This is a genomic window from Ferrovibrio sp. (assembly GCF_002796975.1).
In the GTDB taxonomy this organism is placed as follows: Bacteria; Pseudomonadota; Alphaproteobacteria; order Ferrovibrionales; family Ferrovibrionaceae; genus Ferrovibrio.
Window position 1 is genome coordinate 86,481 of record NZ_PEKV01000012.1, and the last position, 18,732, is coordinate 105,212.

An 18,732-nucleotide genomic window follows, 5' to 3' on the forward strand; every position below is an offset into this window, starting at 1 on the left:
GCTGAAATGCCGCGCGAGGAACGTCGCCCACGCGAGGATCGCCCCTACAAGGACGGACCGCGTCAAGACAGGTCGCGTGAAGGCAGGCCACGCGACGGGCGTCGCGCTGAACGTGGGGCGCATCCCGGGGAGCGGAGTGAGCGGAAGTCTGACAAGATCCGTGTCGGCAGCAGCCGCAAGGTGCTGGAAGGCGCCGTGAACCTGCTGGATGCGATGTTTCCCAGTCGCGACACCGGCGACCGCGTGCGCCAGGCCTGGATGAAGCAGCATCACAAGCTCTACGACGAAGCCGAGCGCGAGGCGCTGCTGCACACGGTCGACGAAGTGCTGCGCCTGCGCGGCCGGCTCGACTGGTGGATCAGCGGCGGGAAGACCGGCCTGCCGCCCGATGCGCGCCTGCGTGTCGCCGCCTATCGCATTCTCTCCAGCGGCGCGAAAGCCGATGGCCTGCTCTGGTTGTTCGGCGGCGAGGACGATGTGGTGTCGGCTTTGCTGCGTCGGCTTGAAGGCCATACGCTGGAACATCCCGACATGCCACCGGCGGCGAAACACAGCGTGCCGGACTGGATTATGCCGCAGCTGAAAAAACGTTTCGGCGCCGATCTCGATCTCGAACTCGCCGCCATGCTGCGTGCCGCACCGCTCGATGTGCGTGTCAACCGGCTGAAGACCACGCGCGAAGCGGCAGCCAGCGCGTTGCAGGCCGAAGGCCTGCGCAGCCAGCCGACACCGTTCTCGCCCATAGGTTTGCGCCTCTCGCCGCAGGCTTACGTGAACAACACGCAGGCGCATGCCGAGGGCCTGGTCGAACCGCAGGACGAGGGCTCGCAGCTCGCGGCCCAGCTGGTCGATGCCGCAAACTGCAAATTCGTGGTCGATTTCTGCGCCGGCGCCGGCGGCAAGACTCTCGTGCTGGCCTCTGCGATGCAGAATAACGGCCGCCTCGTGGCGATGGATGTCAGCACGATCCGTCTGACCCAGGCCAAGCAGCGGTTGCGCCGCGCCGGCGTGCACAATGCCGAAACGCGCGAAATCGATGGCAAGTGGATCAAGCGCCATGCCGAGAAGGCCGAGCGCGTGCTGGTCGATGCGCCCTGCACCGGCACCGGCACCTGGCGCCGCAAGCCCGATGCCAAATGGCGGCTGAGTCAGCAGGATCTCGATGAGCTGGGGCCGCGCCAGGCCGAAATCCTCGATCGCGCTGCAAAGCTGGTGGCACCTAAGGGCGGCCGGCTGGTGTATGTGACCTGCTCAGTGCTGGTGGAAGAGAACGAAGATCAGGTGGCGGCTTTCCTCAAGCGCCATCCCGAGTTCAGCGTTCTGCCGGTCAATGATGTCTGGGCGAAAACGGTGGGTGGCGCCTGTCCGGTGCCGGGGCCGTATTTGAGCCTGTCACCCGGCCGCCACGGCACGGACGGCTTCTTCGCCGCCATTCTGATCCGCAGCTGACGTCTTGTTGAGCCAGCGGTCGAGAAAACCGCTGAGCCAGCTGGAAATCCCAGGCTCGTGTTTGGCGCAGCCTGCGCGCAGCGCATCGCGCGCCTGCGCGCCGGGCAGCAGCAGACGATGGCCGGCATATTGCGACCAGCGCCGCATCATCGCTTCGGTCACTTCCGGGTGGAACTGCAGACCATAGGCATTGCTGCCGATCCGCATTGCCTGGTTGGGGAACCAGCCGGTGGAGGCCAGCCGCACCGCGCCCCGTGGCAGGTCGAAGCCCTCGCCATGCCACTGGAAGATATGCAGCGGATCGGGAAACAGCTCGCGACCCTTCGGCGTCGGCTTCACCGCGTAATAGCCGATCTCGTGCCAGCCCTCGGCATGTGGCGCCACAGTGGCGCCGCCGGCGCGCGCCAGCAACTGCGCACCGAGGCAGACACCGAGATACGGCTTGCCGCTGGCCACAGCTGTCGGGATGAAGTCGATTTCCTTGCGGATGAAATCCAGGTGGTCGTCGTTGGCGCTCATCGGGCCGCCAAAGACCACGCAGCCGTCATGGCCGCTCATGTTGCCGGGCAGGTCCTGGCCCAGGCAGGGCCGGCGGATATCAAGATGATAGCCGCGCGCCCGCAGCTGCTCGCCGATGCGGCCGGGATCGGAGCTTTCCTGATGTACGATCATCAGGATGGAGGGCATGTTCGCCGGAGCGTTCATGCCGCTTAATATGGCGCGATTCGGCCGGCCTGAGAAGGTGACATGATGGCTGCCTGTGGCGGCCATCACGCCCAACCTGCGCAGTTACTGCGCCGTAATGCCGCCATCCAGCACGAATTCCGTGCCGGTGACGAACTTCGACTCATCGGACGCCAGATACAGGATGCAGTTGGCGACATCGATCGGTTCGCCGAGCCGGCCGAGCGGCACCTGCGCCTCCAGCTTGGCGCGGCGGTCGGCCGGATCGCCGCCGGCATAGATCATGCTCTGCACCATCGGCGTGTCGATGAAGGTGGGGTGCACCGAATTGCAGCGGATGTCGTATTTGCGCTTGGCGCAATGCAGCGCCGTGGTCTTGGCCAGCATGCGCGCGCCAGCCTTCGAGGTGTTGTAGGCCGACATATTGTGGCCGGCGATGATCCCCGACACCGACGAGATGATGATGATCGAGCCGGGCGCGTGTTTCTTCATGCGCGGCAGGCCGTGTTTGATGCCCAGGAAGGGCCCGTGCAGGTTCACGTTATGCACGAAATGCCATTCCTCGACGCTGATATCCTCGATGTTCTTCAGCACGCCGACGCCGGCCGAATGCACCATCACGTTCAGCTTGCCGAACGCTGTCTCGGTCACATCCAGCGCTGCGATCCATTGCTGCTCGTTGGTGACATCCAGATTGACGGCGATGGCATTCCTGCCGATGGCTTCGGCCACTTTGCGCGCGCCGTCCAGATTGCGGTCGGCGACCACGACCTTGGCGCCCTCGGCAGCCAGCAGTTCGGCGGTCGCCTTGCCCAGACCGGATGCGCCGCCGGTGATCAGCGCGACCTTGTTCGCTACGCGGGCCATGATGTCCTCCCTTTTGATTTGAGGGAAGGATGCCAAGATTCCCGGGCTGCGGCAAACCTGCCGTAGCGTCAGATATGCAGGATTAATCCGGTTCCTCGACCTTGGCCGGCAGGCCGGCGGCGGCCAGTGCCGTCAGCAGCTCCTGCAGATGGGCGCGGTCGCGGGCTTCGACGACGAATTCGATCTCGGTCGACTTGGCCGAGGCCAGCGTGAACAGGCGCTGGTGCGCCACTTCCACGATGTTGACGCCGGCCGCGCCGATCACGCCGGCCGCCTTGGCGAGGCGCCCCGGCGCGTCGTCGGTCATGACGATGACGCGCGCCAGCCGGCCGTCTCGCACCAGCCCGCGCATCAGCACAGAGGCGAGCAGGCGGGTATCGATATTGCCGCCCGACAGCACGATCCCGACATGGCGGCCCTTGAAGCGCGAGGCATCGGCCAGCAAAGCGGCGAGGCCGGCAGCACCCGCACCCTCGGTGACGGTCTTCTCGATTTCCACCAGCGCCACAATGGCACGCTCGATATCGGCTTCGCGCGCGATCAGCACGTCATCGACATAGCGCCGCGCCACATCCATCGGCGCGCGGCCGATATCGCGCACGCTGATGCCTTCGGCAATCGAAATGCCCCCCACGTGTACTGGTAAACCGTGCATCTGCTGATACATCGCCGTGTAAAGTTCGCTTTCGACACCGAAGATCCGCAGGTCGGGCTTGAGCGCCTTGGCCGCCACGGCAATGCCGGCGATCAGCCCGCCGCCGCCGACCGGCACGATCAGATCCTGCAACTCCGGCGCCTGGCCCAGCATCTCGATCACGGCGGTGCCTTGGCCGGCCATGATGGCGGGGTCGTCGTACGGATGCACGAAGACGAGATTCTGCTGTTCCGCCAGCGCACGCGCATGGGCGGCAGACTCCACCAGCGTGTCGCCTTCCATTACCACTTTCGCGCCGAAGGCTTTCACATGCCGCACCTTCACAAAGGGCGTGATCGTTGGCATCACGATGGTGGCGGGAATGCCCAGCCGCCCGGCATGATAGGCAACGCCCTGTGCATGGTTGCCGGCCGACATGGCGATCACGCCGCGCTTGCGCTCGGCCTCGGTCAGTTGCAGCAGTTTGTTGAGCGCGCCACGCTCCTTGAAGCTCGCCGTAAACTGATGGTTCTCGAATTTCAGCCAGACCTGCGCGCCGGTCAGTTCGGACAGTGTGCGCGAATGCAGGCAGGGCGTTTCGGCCACTGCGCCCTTGATGCGGGCTGCTGCGTCGCGGATATCGGCGAGCGTGATCGGGCTATCTGCTTTTTGGGGCGCGAGACTGGTCATCGGTGTGCCAACTAAACTGCGGATAACCCAGTATAATCGGGCGTTGCTGCCGGGTCACTCATATACGGGTTGGCCGGGAATGGTTCGGGGGGTAGCCTAGGGTCATGGACCATTCATCGGACCATAGCGGCCAGCCGGCCATTTTCGACATCGAGCTGAAACCCTATCGCTCGCTGGGGCCGCGCGGCTTTGCCATCCTGATCGGCGTGGTGGCTTTGGGCAATCTCGGCGCCGGTCTGGCCTTCTGGCTGCTTGGCGCCTGGCCGGTCTTTGCTTTCTGCGGCCTGGATGTGCTGCTGGTGTATCTCGCCTTCAAATACAGCTACCGCCAGCAGCGCGCACGCGAATTCATCCGGTTGGATAATAACGCGCTGGAAGTGCGCCGCGTCGATCTCAAGGGCCGCGAACAGGTCTGGCGGCTGCAGCCCTACTGGCTGCGCATCGAATGCGATGCCGAGGACGAAAGCGCCAATTTACGCCTCTGGAGTCATGGCCGCGCGCTCACGCTCGGCGCCTTCCTGAGTCCTGATGAGCGCCGCCATCTGGCGGAAGGCCTGCGTGAAGCGCTGGTGCGCTGGCGTCAGCCGCAGGGCGCGGGTCTGCGCCCGATTACCGAGGCTTAATATCGCACCATCCCTAATCGTCATCCTCGGGCTTGACCCGAGGATCCCATTTTTTGCTTACGAAACGGGATGCTAGGGTCGAGGCCGGGCATGACAAATGTGTTGGGGCGTTGCGAACTGATCAGCCGTTCAGCCCCAGCACGTCGGCCATGCGATAGAGGCCGGGCAGCTTGCCCTTGGTCCAGATCGCCGCCCGCACCGCGCCGCGCGCGAAGATGCTGCGGTCGGTGGCCTTGTGCGTCAGTTCGATCCGCTCGTTATCGGCGGCGAAGATCACACTATGCTCGCCCGCAACATTGCCGCCGCGCAGAGCTGCGAAGCCGATATCGCCGCGCTTGCGTTCGCCGGTGATGCCGTCGCGGCCGCGATCGGAAATCTTCTCCAGCGGCTGCCCGCGACCGAGTGCGGCCATCTCGCCGAGCAGAATGGCGGTGCCGCTCGGCGCATCCACCTTCATGCGGTGATGCATCTCGACGATCTCGATATCCCAGTCCTCGCCCAGCGCTGCCGCCACCTGGCGAGTCAGCCCGGCCAGGATGTTGACGCCGAGGCTCATATTGTAGCTCTGCACCACGGCGCAGTGATGCGAGGCCTTTTCCAGCGCGTCGAACTGCGCCTGCTCCAGACCGGTCGTGCCGACCACATAGGCGGTCTTGCCCTGTGCAGCCAGCGCCGCGTGGCGGCCGACAGCAGCGGGCGGCGAGAAATCGATCACCACATCGACGTTGCCGAACAGGGCGGCGGCATCCTCGGTGATCTGCACGCCGGTCGGGCCCGTGCCGGCCAGCACGCCCGGATCCTTGCCCAGTGCGGGGTTGCCCGGCTGCTCGATGCCGCCGGCGACCACGGCTGCGCCCTGGCTGGCGGCGATCTCGCGCGTGATGGCCTGGCCCATGCGGCCGGCGACGCCGACGATGCCGATGCGAACTGCGGACATGATGCTCCCCACAAGAACTGCTTGAACGTCAGCGCAGTCTAGCAGACGGGTGGTGAAGGCGGGAAGGGTAGGGTTACTCGGCCTTGCCGCCGAGCATTTCCTTCACCTTGTCGAAGAAGCCGGTGCTTTCCGGGCTGCTTTCCTCAGAATCCAGCTTGGCGAATTCCTCCAGCAGCTCGCGCTGCTTCCTGGAGAGCTTCACCGGCGTTTCCACCATCACCTGGATATAGAGGTCGCCGTTGCCGGCGCCGAAACCGGATTGCTGCAGCGACGGCATGCCCTTGCCACGCAGGCGGAACTGCTTGCCGGTCTGCGTGCCCTCGGGCAGCGTAATCCGGGCCTGGCCGCCATCCAGCGTCGGCACTTCCACCGCACCGCCGAGTGCTGCCGTGGTCATCGAGACCGGCACGCGGCAATGCAGGTGCTGGCCCTCGCGGCGGAACAGCCGGTGCGGCTTTACACTGAGGAAGACATAGAGATCGCCCGCCGCGCCGCCGCGCAGCCCCGCTTCGCCTTCGCCGGCGAGGCGAATGCGGTTGCCTTCATCCACGCCGGCGGGAATATCCACGCTCAGCGTCTTTTCCTTATGGGTGCGACCGGCGCCGCCGCAGACCTTGCAGGGTTTTTCGATCACACGGCCGGCGCCGCCGCAGGTCGGACAGGCGCGTTCGATGGTGAAGAAGCCCTGCTGCGCGCGCACCTTGCCGGCGCCTTTGCAGGTCGGGCAGGCAATCGGCTGCGCGCCGGCCTCGGCGCCGGAACCGTCGCAGGATTCGCAGGCGATCGAAGTCGGCACGCGGATCTTGGCCGCCTTGCCTTTGAAGCAGTCTTCCAGGGTGATTTCGAGATTGTAGCGCAGGTCCGAGCCGCGATTGCCGCCGCTGCGCGGACCGCCACGCTGGCCGCCCATGAATTCGCCGAACAGGTCGTCGAAGATGTCGGAGAAGGAGGTAAAGTCGAAGCCCTGGCCGCCGCCGCGACCGCCCATGCCGCCCTCGAAAGCCGCATGGCCATACTGGTCATAGGCCGCGCGCTTCTGGTCGTCGCGCAGCACATCGTAGGCTTCGCTGACTTCCTTGAACTTGTGCTCGGCTTCGGCATTGTCCGGATTGCGATCCGGATGGAACTGCATGGCCTGTTTGCGGAAAGCCTTTTTCAGCTCTTCCGCATTCGCCGTCTTGGCCACGCCAAGAACTTCATAGTAATCGCGCTTGCTCGCCATACCGCGAAAATCCCGCCCGCCAGCTTTAAGTCCCTAAAGCGGAACCGGGCGCCGTCGATTTCCGACGGCGCCCGGTCTGCCCGCAGGCTTACTTCTTTTTCTTGTCGTCTTTGACTTCTTCGAACTCGGCGTCGACGACGCCGTCATCCTTCTTGGCGCTTTCCTCACCGCCAGCGGATGCACCGCCGCCAGCCGAGTCTGCGCCGGCGTCGCCTTCCGCGGCGCCCTGGTTCTTGTACAGCGCCTCGCCCAGCTTCATGGCGATCTGGCTCAAGCTCTGCGCCTTGGCCTTGATCGCTTCGGCGTCATCAGCCTCGATGGCTTTGCGCAGTTCGGCAATCGCGGCTTCGGCTTCGCCCTTCTCCGCGGCCGGAGCCTTGTCGCCCAGATCGGCGATGGTCTTTTCGGTGGCGTGGATCAGGGTTTCGGCCTGGTTCTTGGCCTCTACAGATTCACGACGCTTCTTGTCTTCTGCGGCATGCTCCTCGGCGTCCTTGACCATCTTCTTGATGTCGTCTTCCGACAGACCGCCCGACGCCTGGATGCGGATCTGCTGCTCCTTGCCGGTGCCCTTGTCCTTGGCCGAGACATGCACGATGCCGTTGGCGTCGATGTCGAAGGTCACCTCGATCTGCGGCACGCCGCGCGGCGCCGACGGGATGCCGACCAGGTCGAACTGGCCCAGCAGCTTGTTGTCGGCCGCCATTTCGCGCTCGCCCTGGAAGACCCGGATCGTCACCGCGCCCTGGTTGTCCTCGGCGGTGGAGAAGACCTGGCTCTTCTTGGTCGGGATCGTCGTGTTGCGCTCGATCAGCTTGGTGAACACGCCACCCAGCGTCTCGATGCCCAGCGACAGCGGGGTCACGTCGAGCAGCAGCACGTCCTTGACGTCGCCCTGCAGCACGCCGGCCTGGATGGCGGCGCCGATGGCCACAACTTCATCCGGGTTGACGCCCTTGTGGGGTTCGCGGCCGAACAGCTGCTTCACGACCTCGATCACCTTCGGCATGCGGCTCATGCCGCCGACGAGTACGACTTCGTCGATGTCGCCAGCCGAGAGATCGGCATCCTTGAGCGCCTTCTTGCAGGGCTCGACGGTGCGCTGGATCAGGTCGTCGACCAGCGCCTCAAGCTTGGCGCGGGTCAGCTTCATCACCAGATGCTTCGGACCCGAGGCATCGGCGGTGATGAAAGGCAGGTTCACTTCGGTCTGCGTCGCCGACGACAGCTCGATCTTGGCCTTTTCGGCAGCTTCCTTCAGGCGCTGCAGCGCCAGACGGTCGCTGCGCAGGTCGATGCCCTGTTCCTTCTTGAATTCGGTGGCGAAGTAATCGACCAGGCGAAGGTCGAAGTCTTCACCGCCGAGGAAGGTGTCGCCGTTGGTGGAGCGCACTTCGAACACGCCGTCGCCGATCTCGAGGATCGAGACGTCGAAAGTACCGCCGCCCAAGTCATAGACCGCGATCTTCTTGCCGTCCGATTGCTTGTCGAGGCCATAGGCCAGCGCCGCCGCGGTCGGCTCGTTGATGATGCGCAGCACTTCGAGACCGGCAATGCGGCCGGCGTCTTTCGTCGCCTGGCGCTGCGCGTCGTTGAAGTAGGCCGGCACGGTGATGACGGCCTGCGTCACCTTCTCGCCGAGGAAGCTTTCAGCGGTTTCCTTCATCTTCTGCAGGATGAAGGCCGAGACCTGGCTCGGGCTGTATTTCTCGTCCTGCGCGCCGACCCAGGCGTCGCCGTTGTCGCCCTTGACGACCTTGTAGGGCACCATCTCGGTGAAGCGGCGGGTGGCGTCATCGCTGAAGGCGCGGCCGATCAGGCGCTTCACGGCGAAGAGCGTGTTTTCCGGGTTGGTAACAGCCTGGCGCTTGGCCGGCTGGCCGATCAGGCGTTCGCCGTCCTTGGCGAAGGCAACCATCGACGGCGTGGTGCGCGCGCCTTCGGCATTCTCGACAACCTTCGGAGTCTTGCCATCCATGATGGCGATGCAGGAATTGGTGGTACCCAGATCGATGCCAATGACTTTGGCCATGTCTCACTCCTCTTTCCGGCAGTCCGCGGCAGCCTTGATCCAAGCGCGGCGGCGGACCCCTTTCGGTTCAACTGTTCGCCGGGTATGTAAGTGGGCAACCCCGGTCCCGCAACGGGTGCGGGGCAAAAAATGTCCATAAAGCCATGGCAATCCGGTGAACTATGCCCCGGTCGGCCACCCCGGCTGTGAGGAAACGATGACCGAATCTGCGATTCCGGGCCAGTCTGCAACCCCGGCAAAGCCCACCTTACCCTGGGCGGGCATCGGATTCGGGCTAGGGGGTTATTTTATCTGGGGAATTTCCCCTCTCTATTTCAAGGCCGTCGGTGCCGCCGGGGTACCCCTGCTGGAACTGAACGCCCATCGGGTGCTGTGGTCCTGCCTGCTCTGCCTCGCCATCCTGCTGGTGATCGGCAAGCGGAAGGAATGGCTGGCCGTGCTGCGCAATCCGCGCCTGCGCAAGGCGCTGGCCGCCACTGCGGTCTTCCTGCTGTCCAACTGGCTGGTCTTCGTCTGGGCGATCGACCGCGGCCAGGTGATCGCCTGCAGCCTGGGCTACTACATCAATCCGCTGTTCACCGTGCTGCTCGGCCGGCTGGTGCTGAAGGAGCGGATGACGGCTGTGCAGTGGGGCGCATTCGGCCTTGCAGCCGCAGGCGTTGCGGTGCTGATCGGCAATGCCGATTCCGCAATCTGGCTGTCGCTGATCATCGCGGTCAGCTGGGGCTTTTACGCCCTGATCCGCAAGAGTTTCCCGGTCGACAGCCTGATCGGCCTGACGGTCGAAACCATGGTGCTGCTGCCCTTCGCGCTGGCCTATCTCGGCTGGCTGGTCTGGAGCGGGCAGGGCGCCTTCGGCAGCGCCGATGGCTGGACGCATGCCCTGCTGCTGCTGGCCGGGCCGGTGACGACTGCGCCGCTCGTGCTGTTCGCCGCCGGCTGGCGCCGGCTGCGCGTCGCCACCATGAGCCTGCTGCAGTATCTCTCGCCCACGCTGCAGTTCCTGCTGGCCGTGCTGCTGTGGAACGAGACCTTCACCGGCGCGCATGCGGTGGCTTTCGCCTTCATCTGGGCCGCGCTGATCGTCTACAGCTGGACCTCCTGGCAGGCGGTGCGCCGGGCGGCGTGATTTGCTGCCCGCCAAAGAGGCAGTGTCTGGCAGGCACAAAAAGCATTGGACCCGCGTCGATAAAGGGTCTTTGCTGACCCGCAGGACCAATCACAAGCGGGGGTTTCGATGAATCGTCGTCAGGTGATGCTGAGCCTCGGAGGTGCGGCGCTGGCCGCTGGCCTGCCCGGCCCGTCTGTCTTCGCTGCCGGCAAGGTCGCGCATGGCAGCAAGAGCGTGCTGATCGTGGTCGATGTGCAGAACTGCTTCGTGTCCGGCGGCAGCCTGGCAGTGAAGGACGGCGATGTGATCGTGCCTCTCATCAACAAAATCGCCACAGGCTTCGAAAACGTGGTGCTGACGCAGGACTGGCACACCGCCGATCATGTGTCCTTTGCCTCGCAACACGCCGGCAAGAAGCCGTTCGAGGCCGTGAAGCTGCCTTACGGCGATCAGGTACTGTGGCCCGACCATTGCGTGCAGGGCACCGAAGGCGCATCGCTCGTAAAGGATCTCAGCATCCCGCATGCGCAGCTGGTGATCCGCAAGGGTTTCCACAAGGGTGTCGATAGCTACTCGGCTTTCACCGAGGCCGATGGCAAGACCTCGACCGGTCTTGGCGGTTATCTGAAGCAGCGCGGCATGACGCGGGTTTTCGTGGCCGGGCTGGCCACTGATTTCTGCGTCGCCTGGACCGCGATGGATGCGCGCAAGCAGGGTTTCGAGACTTATGTAATCGAGGATGCCTGTCGCGGTATCGACGCCCAGGGTTCGCTGGGCAAGGCCTGGATCTCGATGAAGACTGCAGGCGTCAAACGCATCCAGTCGGGCGACCTCGCCTGATCTGACCGCAAGACTGCGCCGAGGCTACGACTGGACAATCGCGGCGCAGGCACCAGAGTCAGGCCATGCCCCGCACCGATTCTGGAACGGTTTTTGCGCCGCTGCCCGGCTTCCGACTGCTGCTGGGCTTTCTCGATGCCACGCGGCAGCGCGACCTGATGGCGGCCGTGCAGGCGGTGCTGGCCGAGGCACCGGCTTATCACGCGGCGATGCCGAAAACCGGCCAGAAGATGAGCGTGGCGATGAGCAATGCCGGCGCACTCGGCTGGTATACCGACAAGGACGGCGGCTATCGCTATATCGCGCAGCATCCCGAGACCGGCCGGGCCTGGCCGGCCATCCCGCAGATCGCGCTGGATGTCTGGCGCGCAGTCGTCCCCGAGGCCTCCGAGCCAGAGGCCTGCCTGATCAACCTTTATCGCGACACCGCGAAGATGGGCCTGCATCAGGACCGCGACGAGGCGGATTTCTCGGCGCCGGTGGTGTCAATCTCGCTGGGCGACGAAGCGCTGTTCCGGCTCGGCGGCACCACGCGGAAGGCGCCGACGCGCGCGTTCAAGCTCTCATCGGGCGATGTGCTGGTGCTGGGCGGCGAAGCGCGGCTGGCCTTTCACGGCATCGACCGTGTATTGCCGGGTACCAGTCGTCTGGTGCCCGGCGGCGGGCGGATCAATCTGACGCTGCGGCGGGTGACGTAATCGTCCGCACGCCGCAGCGCAGGTTTGATTGATCAGGCCTGGGTGTTGATCGACTGGCCGGGCTGGATGTCCGGCGTCGGCCCGCCCTTCGACACGCCGACCATGGCGGCGCGCAGCAGGCGGCCATGCTGCATATATCCTGCGGCGATCACCTGTACCACGACGCCGCTCGGCTGGGTCGGATCCTGCACCTCGAACATCGCCTGATGCTGGTTGGGATCGAAGCGCTGGCCCTTCGGGTCGATCCGCGTGATGCCGTGGCGTTCGAACACCGTCAGCAACTCGCGCTCGGTGGCTTCGATGCCGACGACGAGATTGCGCACCGATTCGCTGGCCTCGGCTTCCGCCTTTGGAACATTTTCAATCGCGCGGCGCAGGTTGTCGGCGACAGTCAGAATGTCTTTCGAGAATTTTGCCGCGCCGTATTTCAGTGCGTCTTCCTTCTCGCGCTCCATGCGCTTGCGCAGGTTCTCGCTTTCGGCCGCGGTGCGCAGCAGGCGATCCTTCAGTTCGGCGATCTCGGCCTGGGCCTTCGCCAGCGCGTCATTGCCGGTCGGCGCGGCAGCGGGGGCCGGTGCCGGTTCCGGCGTGGGTTCCAGCTGCGGCGCGTCCGGCGCCGGCGCCGGCTCCTGGCGCGGTGGCTGGTAATGGCCGGGCTGGGCGCCAGGCTGGTTCAGCGGCGCGGTATTCAGGGTCGGTTCAATACGTTCGTTCTTGCTCATCGGGGTCTCTCTTCAAGGCCCTGCATATACGGATGCCGATACCGAAATGAAAGGGGGGAGGCGTAGTTCCCGCGGATTTTAGCCAATAAGCCTGCCGACGACCTGGGCTGTAAAATCCACCATCGGCACCACGCGGGCATAATTCATGCGCGTCGGACCGATCACGCCGATGGCGCCGACGATACGCTGCTGCTGGTTCTGCAGCGGCGCCACGATCAGCGAACAGCCGGCGCGGCGGAACAAAGTGTTTTCCGAGCCGATGAAAATGCGCACACCTTCGCCGCCCTGGGTGAGGTCGATCAGGCGCAGCATCTCCTCGGAATTTTCCAGCTCTTCCATCAGATTTCGGATGCGTTCGAGATCGGCCATCGCCGCCACGTCGTCCAGCAGGTTGGCGCTGCCGCGCACAATCAGCGTGCCGCCGCGATCTGCTTCCGCGCCGCCCCAGACGGCCAGGCCGGCCTCCACCACGCGTGCGGCCAACTGGTCCAGCTCGGCCTTGCGCTGCTGCAGCTCGTGCAGGATTTCGCTGCGCGCCATTGCCATGGTGCGGCCCTTCAGGCGGCGCGACAGGAACTCGCCGGCCTCGGCCAGGGCGGTTTCGGTCAGGCCCGCCGGCAGGTCCATCATGCGGTTTTCGACCTGGCCGGATTCAGACACCATCACCACCAGCGCCTTGCCCGGCGACAGCGGCACGAATTCGACATGACGCAGCGGCGCGTCTTCCTTCGGCGCCACCACCAGCCCGGCATGGCCCGACAGGCCCGACAGCACGCCGGTGGCTTCCTTCAGCACATCCTGGAAACCGCGGCCCGAGGCGGCACAGCGGCCCTCGATGGAGCTGCGCTCGTCCTGCGTCAGGTCGCCGACCTGCAGCAGGCCGTCGACGAACAGCCGCAGGCCGATTTCGGTCGGCAGCCTTCCGGCCGAGGTATGCGGCGCATAGAGCAGCCCGGCCTCCTCCAGGTCGGCCATGGTGTTGCGGATGCTGGCGGGCGACAGCCGGTGTTCCAGCTTCTTGGAAATGAAGCGCGAGCCAACCGGCTCGCCGGTCGTCATATAGGTCTCGACCACAAGCCGCAGGATTTCGCGGCTGCGCTGGCTCATCTCCTGGATCATGGCTCCAGACTTAAGAAGCCAGCTGCGCGCCGTCAATGCCGGGCAGGCTGATCCGTGGCTTCATGGAGTATCAGTGTCAGCCTGGGCTCACACCGCCGCGATGGCGAAGGCGAGGAAGCAGCTGCCATAGGCGGTCACCATGCAGGCGGAGACGCCGTCCAGCGCATAGGCCGGGATGCGGCGGAACATGCCGGTGCTGCCGCAGGCCCAGGCCAGCAGGCCGAGGATCGCCAGTCCGAGCGCAAGTCCCGTCGAGGCGGAGGCTGCACCGATACTGGCCGAGGCGCCGAGCCAGCCGTCGGCAATCTCCGGCCCCTGCGCCAGCGCCGCCCAGGCGGCCAGCACGGCATTCGGCAGGCTGGGCGCGCGGCTCCAGCCAACAGTATCGCCGGATGGCACCGGCTGGTCGGTGTCGCGCAGACTCAGGCCTGCCATGAACTGGTAGATCAGGTAAGCGCCAAGCCCGAGCAGCAGCAGGGGCGACAGCCAGCGCGCGGTCAGGCCCGGGCCGATATTGTCCTGCACAGCGGCGAGGGCGAGGACCAGGCCGGCACCGGCCAGAGTGCCGCTGAGCGTGCTGCGCCAGCCGAAACGATAGGCCAGCACCAGGGCCACGCTGGCGGCGACGAACAGGTCGGCGAAAGTGAACTGAAAGCCCGCTGCTGCGCTGGGCCAGGACAGGCTGAACGATTGTGCGGGATCGAATTCCGGCATGGCACGAGGCCCTGACAATTGCTTCGGATGCCAGTGTCGCGCTGATATTGAAATGAAACTAATAAATTCAATTGCAATTTAAATACATTAATATTGATATTATTCCCATGGATATCGACCTGGCCCGCACCTTCCTGGAAATCCTGCACAGCGGCAGCTTCATCGCCGCCGCCGAGCGGCTCAACCTGACGCAGACGGCGGTGAGTGCGCGTATCCGCACGCTGGAGGATCAGCTTGGCCAGCGCCTGTTCGTGCGCAACAAATCCGGTGCGCATCTCACCGCGGCGGGCGAACGCTTCCAGGGTGATGCACTCACGCTGGTGCAGGTGTGGGAGCGGGCGCGCCAGCGGGTCGCGCTGCCGCCGGGTCATGCCAACGCAATCAGCATCGGCGGCGAGTCGAGTCTGTGGAGTCCGCTGCTGACCAACTGGCTGCTGTGGATGCGGCAGCAGCATTCGCAGACCGCGCTGCGTGTGGAAGTGAATCCGCCGGCGCTGCTGCTCGACAAGGTGCAGAATGGTTCGCTCGATCTGGCGGTGGTCTACAGTCCACCGCCGAAATCGGATCTCGCCATCGAACTTCTGGCCGAGGAAAAGCTGGTGATGGTNNCCGGTTTTTGCCACCAGCCAGCACGCGGCCTTTCCCGATCTGGTCAATCCCGCCGTGTCGATTTCGCTCGGGCCGCTGGCGCTCAGCTATCTGCTCAGTGCTGGCGGCTGCGGCTATTTCCGCTACAGCGTGGTGCGGCCCTGGCTGCTGGAAGGCCGGCTGCATCCCGTAAAAGACGCGCCGGAATTCTCCTATTCGGTGCATGCGGTCTATTCGACGCGCAGCGCGGCCGACCTGATCGACCGCGCCCGCACCGGGCTCAGGCTCTGTCTGGAAGATGCGATGGCGGTGCCGCGTAAGGCGGCTGCGCGCAAGCGCCGCAGGGCGTGAACCCGTGTGCGCGGCGAATGTCATCGAGACCGTCATGCCGCGGCCATGTATTTTCTGGCGAATGCTTTAAGAATATGTTCGATCCTGAGAGGAACCTTCCTGTTGCTGCGCCGGCGGGTCAATCTGAAATCCTGTCGGCCGCATTGGCAAACCAGAGAGAAGAAAGTGATGCTCGATCATCCGATTTTCGCGCGCTGGCCGGCACGGCACCCTGAGCGGCTGCAACTCTTTTCCGCGCCGACACCCAACGGGGTGAAGGTCGGGATCATGCTCGAGGAAACCGGTATCGCCTATGAGCCGCACCGCATCGATCTGATGGCGAATGAAAGCCACGATGCGGCATTTCTTGCGCTCAACCCCAATGGCAAGATTCCGGCGATCTACGATCCTGACGGGCCGGGCGGCGCGCCGCTCGCGCTGTTCGAGTCAGGTGCGATCCTTCTTTATCTTGCCGACAAAACCGGCAAATTCATCTCGGCCGATCCGCGCATCCGCTACGAAACGATCCAGTGGCTGATGTGGCAGATGGGCGGGGTCGGGCCGATGTTCGGCCAGGTGGGTTTCTTCAACAAATTCGCCGGCAAATCCTATGAGGACAAACGCCCGCGCGACCGCTACGTCGCCGAGTCGGCGCGGCTGCTCGGTGTCCTCGACGAACGGCTTGCCGGCCGCGACTGGGTGATGGGCGCCGACTACAGCATCGCCGATATTTCCCTGCTGGGCTGGGTGCGCAATCTCATCGGTTTCTACGAAGCGCGCGAACTCGTCGGCTTCGAGCGCTTTCGTCAGGTGCAGGCCTGGCTCGATCGTGGCCTCGCACGTCCGGCGGTGCAGCGCGGCCTGCAGGTGACGGCGGCCTAGGCTGGGCCGCGTTCTTCAGTCCTGATGCTGGGAGAGAATGGAGCGGGCGAAGGGATTCGAACCCTCGACCCCAACCTTGGCAAGGTTGTGCTCTACCCCTGAGCTACGCCCGCTCGGCGCCGGTGAAACCGGAAAGGCCGGGGAACCCGGCGACGCTCCGGCCGGGGCCGGGAACGACCAACCGGCGGGGTGCCGGTTGCAGGCGCGCACTATACCCAGCCAAAACCCCGATGCAAGCGTCTCGTTTGACAAAATAAACCGCAAAAGAGTCGCCCGGCCAATGGCTTCCGGCGGGCCGGCCGCAACCGCCAAACGGCTGGCGAAACTGGGGTTATTCGGGCACCGGCGGGGGAAAGGCCTTGCGCCCTTCGGGCCGCTCCTGTATCTGGTGCGACCTCGCAGACGGCCGGTCCGTCGCGATTGTGGGTCCCCATCGTCTAGAGGCCCAGGACGGCGCCCTCTCACGGCGCAAACCGGGGTTCGAATCCCCGTGGGGACGCCAGACTTTCTTCAATCAAATCCAGATGTGTGAGACCGCCTCGATCTGAGGCGTATCGTAGCCTGTCTCCGATTGCTATCGAGATGAGGCATTGCCCCGATTCGGGGAATCGGCCCAACCGTGGTATAATGGCAACAGACTCGCGGGATGCCATGACCTTCGGAAAGCCGCCACCTCGAAACCCCTTCGACCACCTGTTCTCGGATCAGCCGGGCGGGGGTGAGCTGTTTCGATTGATTACAGCCTTGGGCCAGCAGCAGCCTCCGCCGCCCCCGCCGACCTACATGGACAACGAGTTGTTCCGCAGCCTCGCCAGCATGGGACAGGCATCGGCTGCAGCTAAGGCGCTCGATGTCTTCGGGCTCACGCCGTTGCTAGAACCGTATACGCCGCACTCCGCGAAAGCCGTGGCAGACGGTCTGGGCATTGCGGACTTCATCTCGCTCAGCAGCATCAACTCGGCGGGCGCCTTAGCCCGTCTCCTAGAGGAGAACTATCGCAGCCGCCGGGACTGGAATGATCGCTTCGCGCACTGGCAGCGGCCGGCGAGTGTGTCTGAGGAGGGCACCATTGAGCGCGCAGCGGCGAACGTCCGCGCGGCACTGTCGGCTTCGAGCTGGTTGGTGGATCAAGGCCTCGAACTCTGCCAACAGGGATCATATTTCAACAACACGAATGTCAGGCGTGACTCCGACATTGACCTTCGGCTAGTTCATCCGGCCGTGAATGTCGTGTTCGGGCCCAATGTCGTGCCGCAGTACGCAAGGGGCGCGCTCGGCTACGCGGCCGGGGGTCGGAAATTCGGCGACATTTTCAGCGACATGCGCGCGCACACGTCGGCTGCGCTGGCGAAGCGGTTCGGTGCGGCGAACATCGTTCCAGGCTCGAAAGCGATCAAGGTAAGGGGCATCACCGGCAGCCGGGCAATGGTGGATGTTGTCCCCTGCGTCCGGCTGCACATCATCGACTGGGTGTCTGATTGGTCGCGTTACATCACGACCGAGGGCGTTGCCATCATTGGCAATGCAGGCTGGATATACAATTTCCCCGATCTGCATCATCGCAATGGTAAGGCGAAGCGACAAAACACGGCGCATCGGTTCAAGAGGATGGTCCGCATCTTCAAGGCGCTGCGCGACGACATGGAGGGGCGTGGCATTGCTGGCGCTCGCGTGCCGTCATTCCTTGTTGAGTGCCTCGTCTACGCTGTTGAGGACGGCTACTTTCTCCACGACGAGGACTTGTACGGCCGTGTTCGCCGGATTGCACTGCGTATGCAGGCCCGGCTCGCAGCTCCCGACGCAGAGAGGACGATGCTGGAGATCAGTGGCGTGAAGCATTTGTTCCAACCGGGACAGGCGTGGACCTTCGCGCAGGCCCGCAATTTCATGGATGCCGTTGTAACCCACCTCGGGAATGCTTGAGTGTGGGCACTGGTCCCTAAGTGGTGGCAGGTTTGCATTATCGTCGCCTGTACCCTGCTCCTGGCCCTCGCGGTTGAAGCTGCTCTCCAGTGGGGCGGCGGCGAGGCGCTGAGCCCTTGGCGCCTTGTCTCGTTGATCACCTCAATCATCATCGTTGGGCTTGGTGGGGCCGCTCGGCTTTTCTGGCGTACCCTCTGGCGCTGGTTCCCAAAGCTCAATCGGTGGGTTTTCCCGGACCTTAACGGGGTCTGGACGGGCAAGCTGGTATCGACATGGGCTGATCCCGTGACGAAGGCCAGCCCTCCGCCCATCGACTGCACCATCACGATCCGGCAAGCGCTGTTCGACATCAACGTCTCGCTCAAGACAGGGGAGTCGAGGTCTAGTTCGTCGCGAGAGTCGCTGCAGGCTTTCCGCGACACCGGCTGCTATCGCATATGGTACGGCTACCACAACAACCCGCAGGCTAGTGTGGGGCATCGTAGCCAGCCGCACGACGGCATGGCGTGGCTTCAGGTTGATCTCGACGAGAACCCGAACCGCCTTACAGGGCTCTACTACACCTCGCGCAAGACTACCGGCGACATCGACGTGACCCGGCAAGACGACGGCCGGTTAAACAAAGATATTCCCCTGACCTGACCGGCTCGCCGTCGTCAGGTCGCGG

At 64.5% G+C, this 18,732-nt stretch carries 18 protein-coding genes and 2 tRNA genes; 10 read left to right on the forward strand and 10 right to left on the reverse strand.

Annotation, left to right across the window (positions count from 1 at the left end):
- On the forward strand, nucleotides 1–1,449 hold a 1,449-nt coding region (locus CTR53_RS13755; protein ID WP_367158979.1), incomplete at its 5' end, for an RsmB/NOP family class I SAM-dependent RNA methyltransferase.
- Here the strand turns inward: CTR53_RS13755 and CTR53_RS13760 are convergent.
- The 3 genes from CTR53_RS13760 to CTR53_RS13770 all read right to left on the reverse strand — a co-directional run bounded on the left by CTR53_RS13760 (nucleotide 1,393) and on the right by CTR53_RS13770 (nucleotide 4,324).
- The gene (locus CTR53_RS13760; protein WP_290815203.1) at nucleotides 1,393–2,220 is read right to left on the reverse strand and encodes a GMP synthase; all 828 of its coding nucleotides are present in this window, start codon (nucleotides 2,218–2,220) and stop codon (nucleotides 1,393–1,395) included. The two genes, CTR53_RS13755 and CTR53_RS13760, sit on opposite strands and share 57 nt — an antisense overlap.
- 18 nt (nucleotides 2,221–2,238) lie before the next feature.
- The gene (locus CTR53_RS13765) at nucleotides 2,239–3,000 is read right to left on the reverse strand and encodes a glucose 1-dehydrogenase (RefSeq protein ID WP_290814365.1); all 762 of its coding nucleotides are present in this window, start codon (nucleotides 2,998–3,000) and stop codon (nucleotides 2,239–2,241) included.
- Nucleotides 3,001–3,082: 82 nt separating this feature from the next.
- Complete coding sequence (locus CTR53_RS13770) at nucleotides 3,083–4,324, reverse strand: threonine ammonia-lyase (RefSeq protein ID WP_290814368.1); 1,242 nt, start codon at nucleotides 4,322–4,324, stop codon at nucleotides 3,083–3,085.
- Nucleotides 4,325–4,428: 104 nt separating this feature from the next.
- Between CTR53_RS13770 and CTR53_RS13775 the strand changes: the two genes are divergently transcribed.
- The gene (locus CTR53_RS13775) at nucleotides 4,429–4,947 is read left to right on the forward strand and encodes a DUF2244 domain-containing protein (RefSeq protein ID WP_290814371.1); all 519 of its coding nucleotides are present in this window, start codon (nucleotides 4,429–4,431) and stop codon (nucleotides 4,945–4,947) included.
- 121 nt (nucleotides 4,948–5,068) lie between these two features.
- Here the strand turns inward: CTR53_RS13775 and dapB are convergent, their stop codons facing one another.
- From dapB to dnaK, 3 genes are all read right to left on the reverse strand, one after another.
- A complete protein-coding gene (gene dapB, locus CTR53_RS13780) occupies nucleotides 5,069–5,884 on the reverse strand; it encodes a 4-hydroxy-tetrahydrodipicolinate reductase (RefSeq protein WP_290814374.1) in 816 nt (271 codons plus the stop codon).
- 73 nt (nucleotides 5,885–5,957) lie between these two features.
- The gene (gene dnaJ, locus CTR53_RS13785; protein WP_290814375.1) at nucleotides 5,958–7,106 is read right to left on the reverse strand and encodes a molecular chaperone DnaJ; all 1,149 of its coding nucleotides are present in this window, start codon (nucleotides 7,104–7,106) and stop codon (nucleotides 5,958–5,960) included.
- An 88-nt stretch (nucleotides 7,107–7,194) separates the two neighbouring features.
- Nucleotides 7,195–9,138 (reverse strand): molecular chaperone DnaK, encoded by a 1,944-nt coding sequence (gene dnaK, locus CTR53_RS13790; RefSeq protein WP_290814378.1) that lies wholly within the window; start codon nucleotides 9,136–9,138, stop codon nucleotides 7,195–7,197.
- 196 nt (nucleotides 9,139–9,334) lie between these two features.
- Here dnaK and rarD point away from each other — a divergent pair, with 196 nt between their 5' ends.
- The 3 genes from rarD (at nucleotide 9,335) to CTR53_RS13805 (ending at nucleotide 11,787) form a co-directional block, all read left to right on the forward strand.
- Nucleotides 9,335–10,267: an EamA family transporter RarD gene (gene rarD, locus CTR53_RS13795; protein ID WP_290814381.1), complete on the forward strand. Its 933-nt coding sequence runs from the start codon at nucleotides 9,335–9,337 to the stop codon at nucleotides 10,265–10,267.
- Nucleotides 10,268–10,375: 108 nt separating this feature from the next.
- On the forward strand, nucleotides 10,376–11,089 hold the full coding sequence (gene pncA, locus CTR53_RS13800; RefSeq protein WP_290814384.1) for a bifunctional nicotinamidase/pyrazinamidase: 714 nt from the start codon (nucleotides 10,376–10,378) through the stop codon (nucleotides 11,087–11,089).
- 65 nt (nucleotides 11,090–11,154) lie between these two features.
- The gene (locus tag CTR53_RS13805) at nucleotides 11,155–11,787 is read left to right on the forward strand and encodes an alpha-ketoglutarate-dependent dioxygenase AlkB (protein ID WP_290814387.1); all 633 of its coding nucleotides are present in this window, start codon (nucleotides 11,155–11,157) and stop codon (nucleotides 11,785–11,787) included.
- A 32-nt stretch (nucleotides 11,788–11,819) separates the two neighbouring features.
- Here CTR53_RS13805 and grpE read toward each other — a convergent pair whose 3' ends face one another.
- The 3 genes from grpE to CTR53_RS13820 all read right to left on the reverse strand — a co-directional run bounded on the left by grpE (nucleotide 11,820) and on the right by CTR53_RS13820 (nucleotide 14,342).
- Entirely contained in the window at nucleotides 11,820–12,509 is a 690-nt protein-coding gene (grpE, locus tag CTR53_RS13810; protein WP_290814389.1) for a nucleotide exchange factor GrpE, read from the reverse strand.
- 78 nt (nucleotides 12,510–12,587) lie between these two features.
- Complete coding sequence (gene hrcA, locus CTR53_RS13815) at nucleotides 12,588–13,628, reverse strand: heat-inducible transcriptional repressor HrcA (protein ID WP_290814391.1); 1,041 nt, start codon at nucleotides 13,626–13,628, stop codon at nucleotides 12,588–12,590.
- Nucleotides 13,629–13,715: 87 nt separating this feature from the next.
- Nucleotides 13,716–14,342 carry a hypothetical protein gene (locus tag CTR53_RS13820; RefSeq protein ID WP_290814393.1) on the reverse strand — a complete coding sequence of 209 codons (627 nt, stop codon included), beginning with the start codon at nucleotides 14,340–14,342 and terminating at the stop codon, nucleotides 13,716–13,718.
- Between the two features lie 107 nt (nucleotides 14,343–14,449).
- Between CTR53_RS13820 and CTR53_RS13825 the strand changes: the two genes are divergently transcribed.
- Nucleotides 14,450–15,250, forward strand: a complete 801-nt coding sequence (locus tag CTR53_RS13825; protein ID WP_290814395.1) for a LysR family transcriptional regulator — start codon at nucleotides 14,450–14,452, stop codon at nucleotides 15,248–15,250.
- 199 nt (nucleotides 15,251–15,449) lie between these two features.
- Nucleotides 15,450–16,142, forward strand: a complete 693-nt coding sequence (locus tag CTR53_RS13830) for a glutathione S-transferase N-terminal domain-containing protein (protein WP_290814397.1) — start codon at nucleotides 15,450–15,452, stop codon at nucleotides 16,140–16,142.
- A gap of 38 nt (nucleotides 16,143–16,180) precedes the next feature.
- Here CTR53_RS13830 and CTR53_RS13835 read toward each other — a convergent pair.
- Nucleotides 16,181–16,255: transfer RNA gene (locus CTR53_RS13835), tRNA-Gly, on the reverse strand.
- Nucleotides 16,256–16,568: 313 nt separating this feature from the next.
- On the opposite strand from CTR53_RS13835, the gene CTR53_RS13840 reads away from it, so the two are divergent.
- From CTR53_RS13840 to CTR53_RS13850, 3 genes are all read left to right on the forward strand, one after another.
- A tRNA-Glu gene (locus CTR53_RS13840) sits at nucleotides 16,569–16,644 on the forward strand.
- Between the two features lie 149 nt (nucleotides 16,645–16,793).
- The gene (locus CTR53_RS13845; RefSeq protein WP_290814399.1) at nucleotides 16,794–18,065 is read left to right on the forward strand and encodes a hypothetical protein; all 1,272 of its coding nucleotides are present in this window, start codon (nucleotides 16,794–16,796) and stop codon (nucleotides 18,063–18,065) included.
- Nucleotides 18,066–18,707, forward strand: coding sequence for a hypothetical protein (locus CTR53_RS13850; RefSeq protein WP_290814401.1), 642 nt, complete (start codon nucleotides 18,066–18,068; stop codon nucleotides 18,705–18,707).
- Nucleotides 18,708–18,732: the final 25 nt, after the last annotated feature.

Excerpts from the sequence above, each read along its gene's own strand:
- CTR53_RS13760 (WP_290815203.1), bottom strand. The coding sequence starts at position 2,220 with ATGGCCGCCACAGGCAGCCATCATGTCACCTTCTCAGGCCGGCCGAAT.
- CTR53_RS13765 (WP_290814365.1), bottom strand. The coding sequence starts at position 3,000 with ATGGCCCGCGTAGCGAACAAGGTCGCGCTGATCACCGGCGGCGCATCC.
- CTR53_RS13770 (WP_290814368.1), bottom strand. The coding sequence starts at position 4,324 with ATGACCAGTCTCGCGCCCCAAAAAGCAGATAGCCCGATCACGCTCGCC.
- CTR53_RS13775 (WP_290814371.1), top strand. The coding sequence starts at position 4,429 with ATGGACCATTCATCGGACCATAGCGGCCAGCCGGCCATTTTCGACATC.
- dapB (WP_290814374.1), bottom strand. The coding sequence starts at position 5,884 with ATGTCCGCAGTTCGCATCGGCATCGTCGGCGTCGCCGGCCGCATGGGC.
- dnaJ (WP_290814375.1), bottom strand. The coding sequence starts at position 7,106 with ATGGCGAGCAAGCGCGATTACTATGAAGTTCTTGGCGTGGCCAAGACG.
- dnaK (WP_290814378.1), bottom strand. The coding sequence starts at position 9,138 with ATGGCCAAAGTCATTGGCATCGATCTGGGTACCACCAATTCCTGCATC.
- rarD (WP_290814381.1), top strand. The coding sequence starts at position 9,335 with ATGACCGAATCTGCGATTCCGGGCCAGTCTGCAACCCCGGCAAAGCCC.
- pncA (WP_290814384.1), top strand. The coding sequence starts at position 10,376 with ATGAATCGTCGTCAGGTGATGCTGAGCCTCGGAGGTGCGGCGCTGGCC.
- CTR53_RS13805 (WP_290814387.1), top strand. The coding sequence starts at position 11,155 with ATGCCCCGCACCGATTCTGGAACGGTTTTTGCGCCGCTGCCCGGCTTC.
- grpE (WP_290814389.1), bottom strand. The coding sequence starts at position 12,509 with ATGAGCAAGAACGAACGTATTGAACCGACCCTGAATACCGCGCCGCTG.
- hrcA (WP_290814391.1), bottom strand. The coding sequence starts at position 13,628 with ATGATCCAGGAGATGAGCCAGCGCAGCCGCGAAATCCTGCGGCTTGTG.
- CTR53_RS13820 (WP_290814393.1), bottom strand. The coding sequence starts at position 14,342 with ATGCCGGAATTCGATCCCGCACAATCGTTCAGCCTGTCCTGGCCCAGC.
- CTR53_RS13830 (WP_290814397.1), top strand. The coding sequence starts at position 15,450 with ATGCTCGATCATCCGATTTTCGCGCGCTGGCCGGCACGGCACCCTGAG.
- CTR53_RS13845 (WP_290814399.1), top strand. The coding sequence starts at position 16,794 with ATGACCTTCGGAAAGCCGCCACCTCGAAACCCCTTCGACCACCTGTTC.